Consider the following 15,134-nt stretch of genomic DNA (forward strand, 5'->3'; position numbering starts at 1 on the left):
GAATAAAATTATAATTTAACTCGCTTCAATCGAAGTGAGTTCGTCACAACTGATACCGAACTGAATGCCATTGCTGCTCCAGCTACCCACGGTGCTAATAGACCAATTGCAGCGATCGGGATACCGATCGAGTTGTAGAATAGTGCCCAGAACAAGTTCTGGCGAATGTTTTTCATCGTTTTTCGACTTAAGTTAATTGCCTTTGGAATATGCTCTAAGTCGCCTCCAACAAGGGTAACATCAGCTGTTTCGATCGCAACGTCGGTACCTGTTCCGATCGCCATCCCTATATCAGCCGTTGCAAGAGCTGGCGCATCGTTGATCCCGTCACCAACCATGGCAACTCGTTTCCCTTGACCTTGCAACTCTTTTACTTTGTTTGCTTTGTCTTCTGGAAGAACTTCTGCAAAAATACCTGTGATGTTCACTTGTTTTCCAATAGCTTCTGCTGTGCGTTTATTATCTCCAGTAATCATGTAAACATCGATACCGAGATTTCGTAATTCTTGTATCGCCTGTTTCGATGTTTCTTTCACTGTATCAGCAACGGCGATGATACCGCTAATGTTTTGCTCGATGGCGATGAACATAGCGGTCTTTCCTTCTGTTTCATAAGCTGCCATCACTTCTTCATGTTGCGTGTACTGAATGTTTTCTCGTTCCATTAATTTTCTCGTTCCGACCAGCACCCTCTTACCGTCGATCAGAGACGTAATACCGTGCCCCGGAATCGCTTCGAAACTCTCAGCTTCATCCACTTTGATTTGTTTTTGTTCACCGTATTGAACGATCGACCTAGCAAGTGGATGCTCCGAGGCTTTTTCTGCGGCTACAAGATAGGATAAGACTTCTTGTTCTTCTCCATCAAACACTGTGAAGTCCGTTACTTCCGGTTTCCCTTTCGTAATCGTTCCTGTTTTATCTAACAAGATCGCATCGACTTTATGTGTGCCCTCAAGAAATTCGCCGCCTTTGAACAGCACACCTATTTCAGCACCTTTTCCTGTGCCTACCATGATCGAAGTAGGTGTTGCTAGACCCAGTGCACATGGACAAGCAATCACGAGAACGGCAATCGCAACTTCTAGTGCCTGAGGTAAATCGTATGGGTTCACCCATAAATACCAGACAAGGAACGTTATGAAGGCAATTCCTACAACAATCGGAACAAAAATACCTGAGATGATATCTGCCATTCTTTGAATAGGGGCTTTTGAACCTTGAGCTTCTTCTACAATTTTGATGATTCCTGCTAATGCAGTATCACTTCCTACTTTCTCAGCTGTGATCGTCAATGTACCATTTTCATTAATGGTTGAACCGATGACCGCATCACCGTCCGTCTTTTCAATAGGGATCGACTCTCCTGTAATCATAGATTCATCTACTGAGGACTTCCCTTTTTGGACGCTGCCATCCACTGGAATCTTTTCACCCGGCCGGACGATGATCGTATCACCAACGACTACCTGATCGACTGGAACCTTCACTTCTTCGCCGTCTCGTAAAACACTCGCTTCTTTCGCCTGCAGGTTGAGAAGCTTCGTGATCGCTTGCGTCGTCCTGCCCTTGGCAAGATCTTCAAACAACTTCCCGACAAGAATTAGTGTGATTAAAACAGCACTCGTTTCAAAATACAATTCCGGACGGTACCCTGGCGTAAGTAGTAATCGAATACCCTCCACCACACTATAAAAGTAAGCAGCAGATGTCCCAAGAGCTACGAGGACATCCATGTTGGCACTCTTATTAATAAGAGCACGGTAAGCACCTACGTAAAACGGAGCACCAATATAAAACTGTACAGGAGTAGCCAATAGAAATTGAAACCAAGGGTTCATAAAGAGGTCAGGCAATGGAAGAGCAACATCGAACGGAAGATGAGCGATCATGGTGTATAGTAACGGTAGTGAAAGCAAGACCGAAATACCAAGCTTTACTTTTTTCTTTTTAATTTCTTCTTCCTTGTGCGATTTCTTCTCTTCTCGATCTTCTTTAACGACGGCATCATACCCTAGTTTCTTTACCTTCTCGATGATCTCACCTACCGTAATGGCACCAGGCTGATACGCGACAACTCCCGATTCTGTTGTCAGGTTTACCGAAGCTGACGCTACTCCAGAGGTTCGGTTCAATCCTTTTTCGACTCTAGTTGAACAAGCAGCACAGGTCATCCCATGGATGTCTAGCTCAACTTGTTCTTCACGAACCCCGTATCCTAACTTTTCTATTTTGTTGACGATGTCAGAAGGGTTAACTTTTTGTTCGTCGAACTGAACATCCGCTCTTTCCATCGCAAGGTTTACATTCGCTTCAACGCCGTCCATTTTGTTTAGTACTTTCTCAATGCGCTGCGAACATGAAGCACATGTCATACCTGTTATATCGAGTGACGTTTTCTTTCCAGCATCCATTTTATCACCTTCTTATTTGGAGAATTGTTGAATTACTTTCATCAATTCCTCTATATGATGATCACCATTGCCTTCTTGAATCGAACTTGCCACGCAAGTTTTTGTATGCCTTTCGAGTAAGGTATATCCTACTTTTTTTAGAGCAGCTTGAATGGCTGATAATTGAATCAGAATATCCACACAATAACGATCATCACCGACCATTTTCTGAATCCCACGAATTTGCCCCTCTATTCGCTTCAAGCGATTTTGCAGCTGCTGCTTTTCTTCTTCGGTCCGATTCTCAGATGGCTGTTTATCTGGTTGAAGCTCAAGATCTAAATCTTTGTTCATAGTAGTCATCTCCTTTTTTCAATATCTTACTTCAAATATACCCCCGTTAGGTATATTGGTCAAGTGAAGCACCTTGTATTTAATAGTGAATACTAATATGTATCTACTTTACCCTTAAGGGGTAATCCTTTAACTCATAACAGAAACGCTGAACGCTGAAGATATAGTCACTATTTTTGTCTTCATTAGTAAAAAAAGGTTCCGATCATCATACGATGACCGGAACCTTTTTCATTTAGTGCTTATTATTTCTTTTTTTCTTGAGATTGGGGTGCTTCCTTTTCAGGATCTAGTTGATTAACGTTGTAATTGTAATCATCACGATTAACAGGCTCGAAACCTTCTGGATTGTAGAAGCGCAGGAGATCGCCGTAAACAACTTTATCAGAGAGTTCAAGAGACTCTTCGACAAACTTGCCAGGCTGTTCACATGCTTCACCATCTACTTTTTCACCTGTAGGATTCTCGTAGCATTTTTCGTTTACTGAAGTGACCTCAGGTGTTACGAAGTCACCATTTCGAAACGGTACAATTTCACGGTGATCTTCTGATAGAAGATCTGAACCGAATGAAATGAACTCATCTGTTTCTACACCTAACAAGTGAAGAACAGTGTCTCGAATATCGATATGCCCGCCGTATTCGTGTACCTGCTTTCCTTCAAGCCCAGGTGCGGTAATGAAAAGTGGCACACGCTTCAATTGTGCATTTTCGTACGGATTGATTTCTTTATCCATTACTTCACTCATGGCTTTGTTGTGGTTATCCGAAATACCATAGTGATCTCCATACATGACGATCATCGTATTATCATAAAGACCAGATTTCTTCAGGTCATTAAAGAATTGTTCGATCGATTCGTCCATGTATTTCGCCGTCTGGAAGTAGCCATTTACCACTGCATCATCTGTTTCAGGCGTAGGGAAATCAACATCTCCCTCATCCATCGTAAATGGGAAGTGGTTCGATAGTGTAAGAATCTTCGCATGGAACGGTTGCTCTAGACTTTCAAGATAAGGCATGGACTGCTTAAAGAATGGCTTATCTTTCAGACCATAGTTATGAACATCCTGCTCGTTCATATCATAGTAGCTTGAGTCAAAGAACTTCTGAATGCCAAATGACTTATACATTTCGTCACGGTTCCAGAACGTTTTCCCGTTTCCGTGTAGAGAAGAAGTTGAATAGCCTTTTTGTTCAAGAATCGCAGGCTGCGCTTGATACGTATTACGCGCTTTCTCCATCGCTACAGATCCACTTGGTAACGGATAAAGTGAATTCGCCAACATAAACTCTGCGTCAGACGTTTTCCCCTGTCCAACTTGTTGGAAAATGTTATCAAAATAGAACGTATTCTGATCTTCAATAAGACTATTTAAGAACGGTGTTACTTCTTTTCCATTTACTTCTTTTCCAATAACAAAGCTTTGGAGGGATTCGAGTGAAATATAAACCACATTCATTCCTTCAGCTTTACCGAAGTACTCAGGATTCGGTTCCGTTCTGTTTGCTTCAACAAAGTTGATTACTTCCGTTAAATCATCACTGCTCGCTAAAGCACTTTGAGAGTTTGATTTAATTGTTTTAACTGCATCGATGACTTGATAGTTAAACTGTCCAAGATACTTCACAAGGTACGTACGATCAAACGAACGTGTCAAAAGCTGCGGACGATCCGTCTCAGCTAGACCAAGATTGACCACAAAAAAGACTGCTGCTGATGCAAAGATCATCGCGATCTTCTTTCTTCTCAATGGTGCCTGTGGTTTCACAACCTTAAACAGAATCAATCCAAGGATTAGCAGTGTATCAATAAAGTAGAAAACATCTGTGAATTGCATCAACGCAAATGCACTGTCTTTTAACTCTCCTGCATCATTCGAGTGCATCACGGTTGGTAACGTAATGAAATCATTAAAGAATCGATAGTAAACAACATTTGCATAAAGGACAAATGAGAGCAAGAAATCGATAATCAGCATTGCCCACAATCGTTTGCGTCCTTTAAAGAATAGTGCAAACCCAAAGAAGAACAATAATGAACTTATTGGATTTAATAAAAGTAAAAATGACTGAATACCGTTCTTGATACCCAATTCAAATTCCGTTTGATAGATTGCATAGGTTTTTAACCAGAATAATAGAATGACGCCAAAGAACAATGTCCACGGCTTATTCAACTGGCCTTTTAATTGTTCAAACATGACTGTCATCAGCCTCCTAGCGGAATGCACCGCTTAATATGATTTATGAAATAAATGTAAATTAATTGGATAATGGTTAATACTCGAGTATGATACGACCATATTGAGTTAATGTCAAATATGTATTGAAGGATGTATTTAATAAATTTTTGAGTAGATATTGCTAAAAGTTTTCGAAATAGCTGGTGGATTTCAGGGAATCATTCTGATAATCGATACCGCCGAAGCCTATTAGATCCTTGCTTTCTTATAGTTAAAAGGAAAGTTTAGCGATTGACTGAATTATTCGCTTTTACATTAATTGAATATAAAAAAGAGGATTTCATTATAGAAACCCTCCTAATAATTACCACGGATGGAAGTCGAATTTACAAAGAAAAAGTAACCCCTCTTGCTTTTGCAAGAGGGGTTACTTTTTTATCGATGGAGCATAGCGGGCTCGAACCGCTGACCTCTACACTGCCAGTGTAGAAGCTAACATTAATTAAAGTAAGCTATAATGTTTTAAATGCCTACATTAACAAGACTTATATCGTTTTAACTCTTACACTTTCACTCAATAATTTCCATTAGTTATCCATAGTGCATGACCAATATTTAACCAATGTAGCAGTGTTTGTCCATCTTAAAACTATGAAAATTGTTTTTCAGTACTGCCTGGTTAAATTACTGATATAGGCAATTTCTAAAAGATGTTATTTTATCCCTTCCATCATCTAACGTTGTATAAATTTATCAAAGGACAGTTAAGATTTCCTTGGTACTATCCAGTTCATTCGCCTTTCTTCAAGAGGATTTGTCTAGCAGTTAATAAGTCTAACGAAGATTGCAATGCTTTTGTTTTTAATTTAATCAGTTCTGTCTTGTTGAACGTGGTTCTTTCATCCCTAAGGAAAATTATTATTAAATCACTAATTACTGTATTTGCTTTATATATTCCAGTAAGAGTAGATTCTCCTATATTCTTTTTTTCCTCTTCAGAAAATTTATCAAGTAATGGATAAGGTTCATTTCTTAACACATTAGTAATAGTCGAATAATCTCCCTTTATTGCATCCTCTAAGGCATACCTGACAATTGATAAGTACATATGCATTTCATACAAGCCTGTTCTCAAGGCCTTTTGCCGATCTATTGACCTATAATACTCGCTTACAGCAGCACCTGAAATTATCCCACTAATTAACCCAATTGCTATATTAATAACAACATCCTTAAATTCCATTATGGAATCTCCTTCAATTATAAATATTGATAAATAATCTTCTTACTTTAATATACTTACAAGTTTACTAAAGCTACTTTTCTTGATATTTGGAAGTCCAGTCTGAAATAGAATAAGAGTAATTTTTATAATAATCTTCAACTATGCTTTCTCTTTTCTTTTTCCCTTCTTTAGTAATTTGTTCATTAGATTTTTTAATTAATCTTAATAAATCGTTTTGTTTTTCAATTTCAACTTCACTAAAAAAGTGTTCTACAATTTCATTTGTTAAATTTAACCTTGGTGATTTTTCAGAGTATAACGCCTCTACGACAGTCATAACATGCTCTATTTTAAACCCACCATCAAGAATATCTTTAGTTTGAAGAATCATCTCTATCATCATTTTATCAAATGGTAACTTAGGTAAAATCTCTTCTTGAAATAGTTTCTTTCCAAAAACTTCATAAATTTCATCAAAGTAAATATATGCTTCAATATTCTGAGTAATCTCTTTCAAATAGTGTAATTTCTTTTGATTATCAAGATTCTCAAAAAATACTTTCCATAAATCTTCACTATCTGCTCCATTATAGGAAATGCATTTATATTCTAATTCTCGAAACATCCTTTCATGAATATCATCCTTATTGAGTATAAGATCTTTCCAATCCTCTAAAGCTTCCTTTCGTTGCTCATTACTGAACCTACCTTCAATAAATCGCTCCAGGAAATTTTTAAATGCAAGATCAAAACTCAGATGTTCAGGTGTTTTTAAGAGGTTTTGTAATATCTGTGGCCATTTAGTACCTTTTGTATGGTGATAGCCTAACCACCAAAGCGGCTGAGGCTCACCAGTAAATACTCTCAAACAATCAGTAAGAAGATTTTCGGGAAAACTTTTAATAATATCATCAATCTCTTTATCGAATATACAATTATCTCCTACTAAAGCAGAAGAAATTGTTGCAGGTACATTAGTTCTTGTCAAACTAATAGCCTTTAACCATCTAACATCCTCTCTACTACTCTGTAACAAAATTAATATAGTTTGGCGTTCTTCCTCACTTAATAAATCCCATTGATTGATGTACTCAGCAAATGCAACTGTCAAAAAATTGGTATCGCTTTGATTTAAAATTCTTACAGATAATTCTTGCCTTTGAACGGGATTAGTGTTCTTAAGAAGGTAATCACAAACTGCATAACCAGACTCATGGAGCAACCTACTATCCAGTTGCTTCTCTATCCAACTTAACCATGATTTTGATATTTCTAATACATCTATTGAACCAATATAATTAGCAGATTTCATGACTGTATCAAATAAATGATACTCATTTAGAGAAACAAATTCATAAGGTACAGCTTCTAAAAACATATGGAAAATTTGACTCCATACCCACCAAACTTCTTTCTTTTCATTTTCAGTAAAACTATCCCAATCTATATGATCTGTACCGTAATTATCCCCAAAATCAATCAAGAAAGGGCTTATTTTCGCCACTACGATTTTGTTTGTCATTGCTTGTTTCATTTTTCTTAATAAAAAAGCACGATGGGTCTCAGAGAATTCGTTCCACCCGCTTAAAGCTCCCCTTATAGCTTGATAAACAACATTAGGATGTTCATCTGTAAACACAATATCTGCAAGTTCTTTATTACTTAAGCATTTAATAGCCGTGAAAGCAATTCTTGAACGTATAAATGAATCTTTAAAGGTTAGTAGTTGTTTTATGAAATGTTGATTATCTACTTCTTCATCGAACAAAAATCCACTTGATGCAACATGCCATGCCTCTTCTGAACTCACCCTTTTTGATTCGCTGGGATAAATTAGTTTTTTAGCTACCTCTTCAACGTCCAACTCCTTTTGGAACCCTAAAAGCTTATCTATACCATCCAATAAGCTATATGAACTTGTAATATCAATCCAAGGTTCGCCATTTTGCCAAAGTACCCTTTTACTTTCTATATCTTCACTTTTTAAGAACCTATATACTTTCTTTTGGAAGTGATCACTTAAATCCTCAATAATAGAAACCAGAAAAATAAATGCTGAATCTCTTACAGATGGGAAAATTGAGTTTAATGATTTAAATGATAACAATTTCAGTTGTTCCTTAAATTCTTCATTGGAAAGATAATGAGAATATAATCCTCTTAATTGTTCTGTAAATATAAATGCTGTACCAGGTACTAGACAAGCTATACCTTTATTTAAAATACTGGATATTCCTCGAAGCCTTAATCTTGTTTGATGATTAATTACATATTTTGCTGCCTGATGATAGGTTGGATGAGTGAATAGGATATTATCACCTGTTATAGATATATACCCGTGAACTTCCAACTCATCTAATTGTTCTAATATCCAGTCTGGTAATTCTGTATCAACATCATATGTAGGAAAAGAAGGGTTTGACCTCCTTCCCGGAATATCCATAGTAATGTAATCTTCTTCAAGGAAAACTAAACTAGGTTGATTCTCGGTATCAGATAATATATACGTAAGCTCTTTAGTATTAATTATTTGGCTAGGACTAGACCCTAAGCCCAAAGCAATTAGAACTTTTTTGAAATCATTGGACTTTGAATCAAAATACATACCAAGTGTCTCTCCATCAACTGTAGCAATTCGAATTAAGTCGTCAATATCCTTTTGGAACAACTCTGCTTTATTTTGGTAAGCTAAATGTTTTAATTGGCCAGGCTGTAATAAGTTATCCTTCGGCATTACTTTAAGGCCATCACTTACCAAATTGGCAATATCACTTGGAATTTCTTTCTCAAAACAATAAGCATCCCAAACGTTTTTAATAAAAATGTGATCCTTTACTGTTAGATCTACCCATGCATTCCCTGCAACTTTCCAATCAGAAGCATTACTTGAATTGGAGAGTCTTCTAAGTAACTCTTTTTTGCAGGTTACAATAATTTTTCTATTAAATCCTAAATTATTAATCAAATCTGCTAGCAAACTCCAAGCTTCGTAATAATTATCCTTTAGCTCTACTTGACCGAATGGGTCTTCAATAATACATAACCTATTTTCCAAAGAATTTTGCATTAAAAAACGAGTTGCTTCCTTAACATCAGATTCAATCAAGCAATTATACCCAGCAAGTTGTAATTCGCTTCCAATTTTTTTTGCTATATGGGTTTTACCGCAAAATGAAATTCCTGTTAATAGTAGTACATTATTTTCTTCTAGTATTCTTATTTTTTCTTGTATATCGTCTCTATCTACATTAACAGGATTTAAGTGTATTTGGTTTACATTGTATTTTTCAAGAAATTCAGTGATTGATGGGATTACGTCTATACGCTCATTTCTCGCTTTTTTCACTAGTTCTATAATTACTGGTAGCACACTTTCGGCTTTATTAGAGGGCACAAAAAATTTTTTGCTCATTATTTCATAACATTTATCTAGCACTGTATCTTCACTAACCATTTCCCAGACCAAGGTTCGTTTACAAATATTTCGCAAGATAGACTTATGGCTTTTAAAATATCTAGCTTGCATATTAGAGTACTCAGATCGTTTCTTCTTCAAGTTCGAGTCTGAATGATTACTAGACTCTAGATTATTAACAATTTCATTTAATAAGTCGTTATTGAATGTACCATTATTTTCTAAAATATTTTGTGTTAAAAAAGGACGAATTAAATCAGTTCCTCTAGCTCTTGTTACAAATAATGCTATTTTATTATCATCTATTTTTAGTCTTTCAATAAGATTGTTTTCTGATGAGTTTTCTGGAAAATGATTTAGCCAAAAAGTTAATTCCCCTAAGTTTAAATCTTTTCTTGTGCTTTTAACCTGTATTTCAAGGGTAATTTCTTTAGAGTCGTCATCAATTATTAGCTCGGCATCCTCGCCATTTTTCTTTTCTACAATCAGTTTAGATTTACCTTCCCTTATGTGAGACAATGCTATATACGCTGTTACTAAATATTGATAGTCATAACCTTGTTGGCCTGTTATTTCAACTGACATAATGCCCTCCTTCTTAGGAATCAACGGGACGGGTTGGAGTACTGTGGGACAGGCAGACCGATCCAACAATGATTTAATAAATCATAGTGCATGAAGTAATTTCTTTTGCACACAGAATTAAAGTGGCTTAGTGAACTCACAAACATCATCGCTTTTAGACATATTAAATGGGACAAGGAACCTGTCCCTCTCCCTTAATAATTTTTCTTTCTCTTTAAATCAACCTACGAGCCTTTCTAATAAATACTTTATATTCCCTTAAAACCTCATCTGAAATTTGTTTGAATTCTTTCAAATATTTAAAGTAATATTCCCCATTATCTGTATCACCAGAAATATCAGGGTTAAGATCCGGATATAAATGTTTTCTTTCAGAATGCCGGTCACCTCTAATTTGAAAGAAATTTAATGACAAAAACAATATAAAATTCTCTAATTTTCGTAGAAAAACATTATATTCTTGTTGTAATTTATCATTTAAAAATTCATTTGAAGGTTTTTTACTATTTTCCAAAAATTCGTTTAAGTCAAAGAACCACTCACGTTCATATGAGCAATAGGTCGATATCCTTTCAATGATATCTATTTTATTCTTATCCTCAAAATAATTTATTATTTCCTCTAATAAATCACTGTCCTTTTGGTTATTATTGGAGTTTAAGTGGCTTTCTTCTTGATAAGTGTTTACACTTGGTCTAACCCATCCTCTAAACTCTATGCTAGGGTCTCGCTCAAAATAGTTTATAGACTTTCCAATCTCTGTAGCTATTTCTTCAATACTTGAAAGTTCTCTAATCATTTTCATCTTGACTTTCTCTTTGAAAGCTGTGAATTTCTCCTTATTATCCTTTTCAAATATTTCTAGATTTTGTTCTGTAGCTTTTTTACCATACAAATAAGCATCTTTAAAAATTACAGCAAAGACTGGAATTCCTTTTTCAATAGCATAATCGTACTCAACTTCTGTGTAACTAAGCTGACTTTCAGGTTCAATACTTCCATACCTACCTCCTAATATCAGCATATAAATATCCGACTCACCAATCCATTTTTTTACTGTTTCAAGTTGTGATACATTACTTGCTTTGAACAATTCCATACCCGCTGGAATATGATCCAAGTGTAATATTGCTTCTACTGCTTTTTGTCTTTCTTCTTTTAAATCTTCAAATGTAGATGAAATAAAGACTTGTAACTTTTTTTGCATTTCAATTTTTCTCCTCACTAAATTTACGTATGCATTAGTATGCATTAATATGTATTTTTATGTATTGATATTAATATCAAATGAATCTTTAAAATAATAATGCTTTTTTATTGAATCGCCTTTTTCATAAGCAATATCTGTTTTCATAAATGAACCAAACACAAAAGTTCACGATTTTTTAAAGAAGTTATTACCGAATCTCAATAACGATTTCTGTAAACAACTTCTCATCAATTGTTCCCTCTCCAATTCAATGCTACTGTATTTCAATATTGAAAGAAAGAGCTGGCTCAATTACTACATTTTATTTTTATGCAACCAAAAAGTGCTTACAAATTAGAAAAAACAGATAGCTAATCAGAAAATGACTGGCCCAAGCCTAGTTTATCATGAAGGCTTAATGCTAATGAAGTTTTCTTTAGAGAATATGATTTTCAGTTAGTTCATCAAATGATAAGAATAAAAAACTTAATGATTTTCGCTCTAGTAGAAATACAAGCGTTCACAATCTGGTTTTAGATGAAATTCTAAATTCAGAAAGTGAATACTTTACCATTAATATAGTTAGTAGTTCACCATCAAACTACTAATTATCACTAATTTCATTTTGTAAAATATCCTTTGTTAGCTTAGATAATATAGTCTTATTTGAACTATCTTCATGAGGAATTAATATATTATGCAATTCTTCCTTACTTCTAAATATTTTACCAAAGGCTGAGTGCAACTGTGACTTATACGCCTCATTATAAATTCTTGATTTCAAGATAATTTCTTGAACATAGGTCTTGTGAAAACCATTGTATATATCTTCTATATGGAATAATTTTATACTATTCTGTGCTTTTTCTTTTAAATCTTTAGAAGTATTAGTTAAATCCAGTTCTAAACAGAAATCGAACCCTTCTCCCAAAAGGGCACTTAGATGATCTTGATCACCTCCGTCTTTAAGTACTTTTTTAAAGGTGATATCATCACCAAACCCTTTTTCAAATGGGTGTATATATTTATGATAAGACATATTTTCTGTATTCTTAAAATCCGAATTACAAACTTTACAACATGGTACTAAGTTTTGAATTGAAATTGCTAAGTATGGATAGGAACTCTTTCCAAAAAAATGATCAAGAACTGGCCTAGTTTTACCGTTTCCATCATCACTTTCAAAACGGAATATAAATTGAGAGTTACAATAAGGGCACACTGATATATCTAATTCTCTGACATAAGCATAGGCACACCAAAGATTTTTTGACCCTGGAGCCCTACTAACAAAGTAATCATATTCTGCTCCGAAAATATTATCTAAAACTATATTCAATTCTTCTCTATTGATATTTAATCTATTTATTTTCTCCTCAACATCTTTAATTAATAAGCTAAGAGAATATGGACTGCCAATAAGGAGCCTTCTCAGATTTTTACATAGGAATACTAGCACTTCTTTAATAGAAACATTTTCTACAATTTCAATATGACTGTTCAAACATTCGTACAAGGTTTCTCGTCGTCTACCATCCCTTTTAAAATAACCAAATTCCAAATGTCTATCTAACGCTTTAGAAGTCATATTAACTTTCATCATCAGTTCTTATTCCTTTTAAATGATTAATTTGTTTTTGGAGCTTTATTATTTTTTCATCAATATCTAACACTTCCAATTTCGCCTTTTCTTCTAACATGCTTAATAATTTCTTTTTTACCACTGGTTCTCCTATAATATCAATTTGATTTTTTATCCTATTTTTATTGTCTTTTATATGTTGAGTTGAATATGTAAGTAATTCATGTATTAGAAAATTTATTTTTTCTTTTGCAAAAAGACCAATTAAACCACCTGTTATAAAGAATGAATTAGTCAATAAACTATGTATATTTGCAGCAAATGTAACCTGACTGCCCTCTAGACCGTCGCTTATTTTAGTTAAGTTATTGGAGGTTTTCTCAAGAAATATCACGTTATATCTCGGAAGATCTGAAAGCACAAATGGAGAGTGAGTCGTTAAAACAACCTGAATTTTCATCTCAGAAAATATTTTGTTTATTCCTCTCAAAAAATAGTAAAGCCATTCTTTTTGCCATTGTGGATGATAATATAGATCGCCTTCATCTATAAGAAAAATAACCTCTTCAGCTAATTTATCACTCTCTTTTGCTGAATAAAGCCTACCAAAAAGACTTAGGTAAGCATATTCCCCACTACTAAGTTCAGACCAAGTAAAGTCTAGGAAAGCATATCTAATCGATAATTTATTATATATCTCTAAAAAATCTGTCAGTGTATCAGATTCTGTTCGGATTCTAACAGTATAATCACCAACAGATACTACTTCCATATTGTCTAGTGATTTTAGTAGCATAATCCTTAATTGTATTCTTTCATTAAGCTGACTAATATATTTTTTAAATATACCAGTCTTAGTATGGGTTTTCATTTCTTCATCGATATGATCAAGTAAATCTTCTAGATAATGAGAATCAAATTTTTGATATTGATTGTTTTCAGATATATGATAAGAGAAATTTATCACCGCATCTGTAAAGTGTTCGTATAATTTACTATCAATCCCTGTTATATAATCACTGATATCTATTAAAGTTGAGTGAATTAAAGCATTGTGAAAGTTATATTTAAATATATTAGTTTTATATTCATCCAACAATGTAGGGATTCCTTCCTCCTCAAATATAGATATTGCTTCTGCAAAGTAATGGTTAAATCCTTCCATATCAAATTTTTGAACCTCAATGGTTATATTCTCTGGGATATTAACAAAATCTTTGATGTCTAACGACTCAATAAATTTCTTTACAAAGTATATTTGTCTAGTGAATTCTTCATTTAAAAATCTTAAATTACTTTCAGCATTGGAATTACTACTCAAATAATTAGTTGATAAATTTATTAAATTATCATATCCATCAAAGTCTTCAACCTTCGCAGCCCTTGCGTCGAATATATTTGAGAAAAATAGAACACTCTTTTTAATTGAATAGAATCTTTTTGACCTTAATTTAACATCAGTGTAGTTGGAAACCTTTAAAATTTTATCAGGAGAGTTTATAACACTATATTCATAATATAATTTAGAATTATGTTCGTAAACGATTAAGTAACTGCTATCGCTAAAGCTTTTATCACAATTTAAATGTAATAGGAAGTCTAAAATTGTGGATTTTCCCGTACCATTTTCACCAACTATACCAGTGATATTTTTGACAATTAGACTATCTTTAGGAGAATGTCCTGGAATTTTGTAAAATTCATCAACATACAGTTCATTGTTATGTATTGCAAGAATTTTCTCATCAAATGAAAATGCGTAATTACTACCAAAATTCATTGAGAGATTTTTTAAATTTTTATACTCGTCTATCCATACAAATAATATCTCCATAGTTAATTCCTTTATAAGTATTTTTTAATAAAGACAGAGAATAATATTACATTATTAATATAACTTCGTGATTAATAGTTATAAACCTTTTAGATGATGTGATGATCCCAACGAAATTGAATAGCACCACTAATTTGCAAAAGTTACTATAGAATTCCATGGGGAAGTTCAATGATTTTATGAGTTTAGTTTTGTATATAATTCTACATATCAACATGCGTTGTTTTCCGCTTTTTTTTGCAACCTTTTTCTCATTCAACAGCATTTACTGGGAATCAGTGGGACAGTTCTACTAATTCACTCTCATCCATAATTAAGAAACCTAGATGATGTAACCATTGATTATTATCTAGTGCTATTGTAAATAATTA

8 protein-coding genes are annotated in these 15,134 nt (G+C 34.1%); all 8 read right to left on the reverse strand.

Annotated elements, in window-relative coordinates; genetic code table 11:
• Nucleotides 1-8: 8 nt before the first annotated feature.
• Nucleotides 9-2,414, reverse strand: a complete 2,406-nt coding sequence (locus tag ACXAHI_RS08450) for a heavy metal translocating P-type ATPase (protein ID WP_474847153.1) — start codon at nt 2,412-2,414, stop codon at nt 9-11.
• A gap of 12 nt (nt 2,415-2,426) precedes the next feature.
• Nucleotides 2,427-2,747, reverse strand: a complete 321-nt coding sequence (locus tag ACXAHI_RS08455; RefSeq protein ID WP_270179815.1) for a metal-sensing transcriptional repressor — start codon at nt 2,745-2,747, stop codon at nt 2,427-2,429.
• A gap of 245 nt (nt 2,748-2,992) precedes the next feature.
• Nucleotides 2,993-4,960 carry a lipoteichoic acid synthase gene (gene ltaS / locus ACXAHI_RS08460; protein ID WP_474847154.1) on the reverse strand — a complete coding sequence of 656 codons (1,968 nt, stop codon included), beginning with the start codon at nt 4,958-4,960 and terminating at the stop codon, nt 2,993-2,995.
• A 763-nt stretch (nt 4,961-5,723) separates the two neighbouring features.
• Nucleotides 5,724-6,176 (reverse strand): hypothetical protein, encoded by a 453-nt coding sequence (locus ACXAHI_RS08465; RefSeq protein WP_474847155.1) that lies wholly within the window; start codon nt 6,174-6,176, stop codon nt 5,724-5,726.
• 73 nt (nt 6,177-6,249) lie between these two features.
• A complete protein-coding gene (locus tag ACXAHI_RS08470) occupies nt 6,250-10,158 on the reverse strand; it encodes an nSTAND3 domain-containing NTPase (RefSeq protein ID WP_474847156.1) in 3,909 nt (1,302 codons plus the stop codon).
• Nucleotides 10,159-10,372: 214 nt separating this feature from the next.
• Nucleotides 10,373-11,365, reverse strand: a complete 993-nt coding sequence (locus ACXAHI_RS08475) for a DUF4062 domain-containing protein (protein ID WP_474847157.1) — start codon at nt 11,363-11,365, stop codon at nt 10,373-10,375.
• A 586-nt stretch (nt 11,366-11,951) separates the two neighbouring features.
• A complete protein-coding gene (locus tag ACXAHI_RS08480) occupies nt 11,952-12,950 on the reverse strand; it encodes a hypothetical protein (protein ID WP_474847158.1) in 999 nt (332 codons plus the stop codon).
• Nucleotides 12,937-14,763, reverse strand: a complete 1,827-nt coding sequence (locus ACXAHI_RS08485; protein WP_474847159.1) for an AAA family ATPase — start codon at nt 14,761-14,763, stop codon at nt 12,937-12,939. The genes ACXAHI_RS08480 and ACXAHI_RS08485 overlap by 14 nt, the downstream gene beginning before the upstream one ends.
• Nucleotides 14,764-15,134 lie beyond the last annotated feature (371 nt).

The sequence above is a fragment of the Anaerobacillus sp. ABD4_527 genome (genome assembly GCF_056160805.1).

Excerpts from the sequence above, each read along its gene's own strand:
- ACXAHI_RS08450 (WP_474847153.1), bottom strand. The coding sequence starts at position 2,414 with ATGGATGCTGGAAAGAAAACGTCACTCGATATAACAGGTATGACATGT.
- ACXAHI_RS08470 (WP_474847156.1), bottom strand. The coding sequence starts at position 10,158 with ATGTCAGTTGAAATAACAGGCCAACAAGGTTATGACTATCAATATTTA.
- ltaS (WP_474847154.1), bottom strand. The coding sequence starts at position 4,960 with ATGACAGTCATGTTTGAACAATTAAAAGGCCAGTTGAATAAGCCGTGG.
- ACXAHI_RS08475 (WP_474847157.1), bottom strand. The coding sequence starts at position 11,365 with ATGCAAAAAAAGTTACAAGTCTTTATTTCATCTACATTTGAAGATTTA.
- ACXAHI_RS08480 (WP_474847158.1), bottom strand. The coding sequence starts at position 12,950 with ATGATGAAAGTTAATATGACTTCTAAAGCGTTAGATAGACATTTGGAA.
- ACXAHI_RS08455 (WP_270179815.1), bottom strand. The coding sequence starts at position 2,747 with ATGAACAAAGATTTAGATCTTGAGCTTCAACCAGATAAACAGCCATCT.
- ACXAHI_RS08465 (WP_474847155.1), bottom strand. The coding sequence starts at position 6,176 with ATGGAATTTAAGGATGTTGTTATTAATATAGCAATTGGGTTAATTAGT.
- ACXAHI_RS08485 (WP_474847159.1), bottom strand. The coding sequence starts at position 14,763 with ATGGAGATATTATTTGTATGGATAGACGAGTATAAAAATTTAAAAAAT.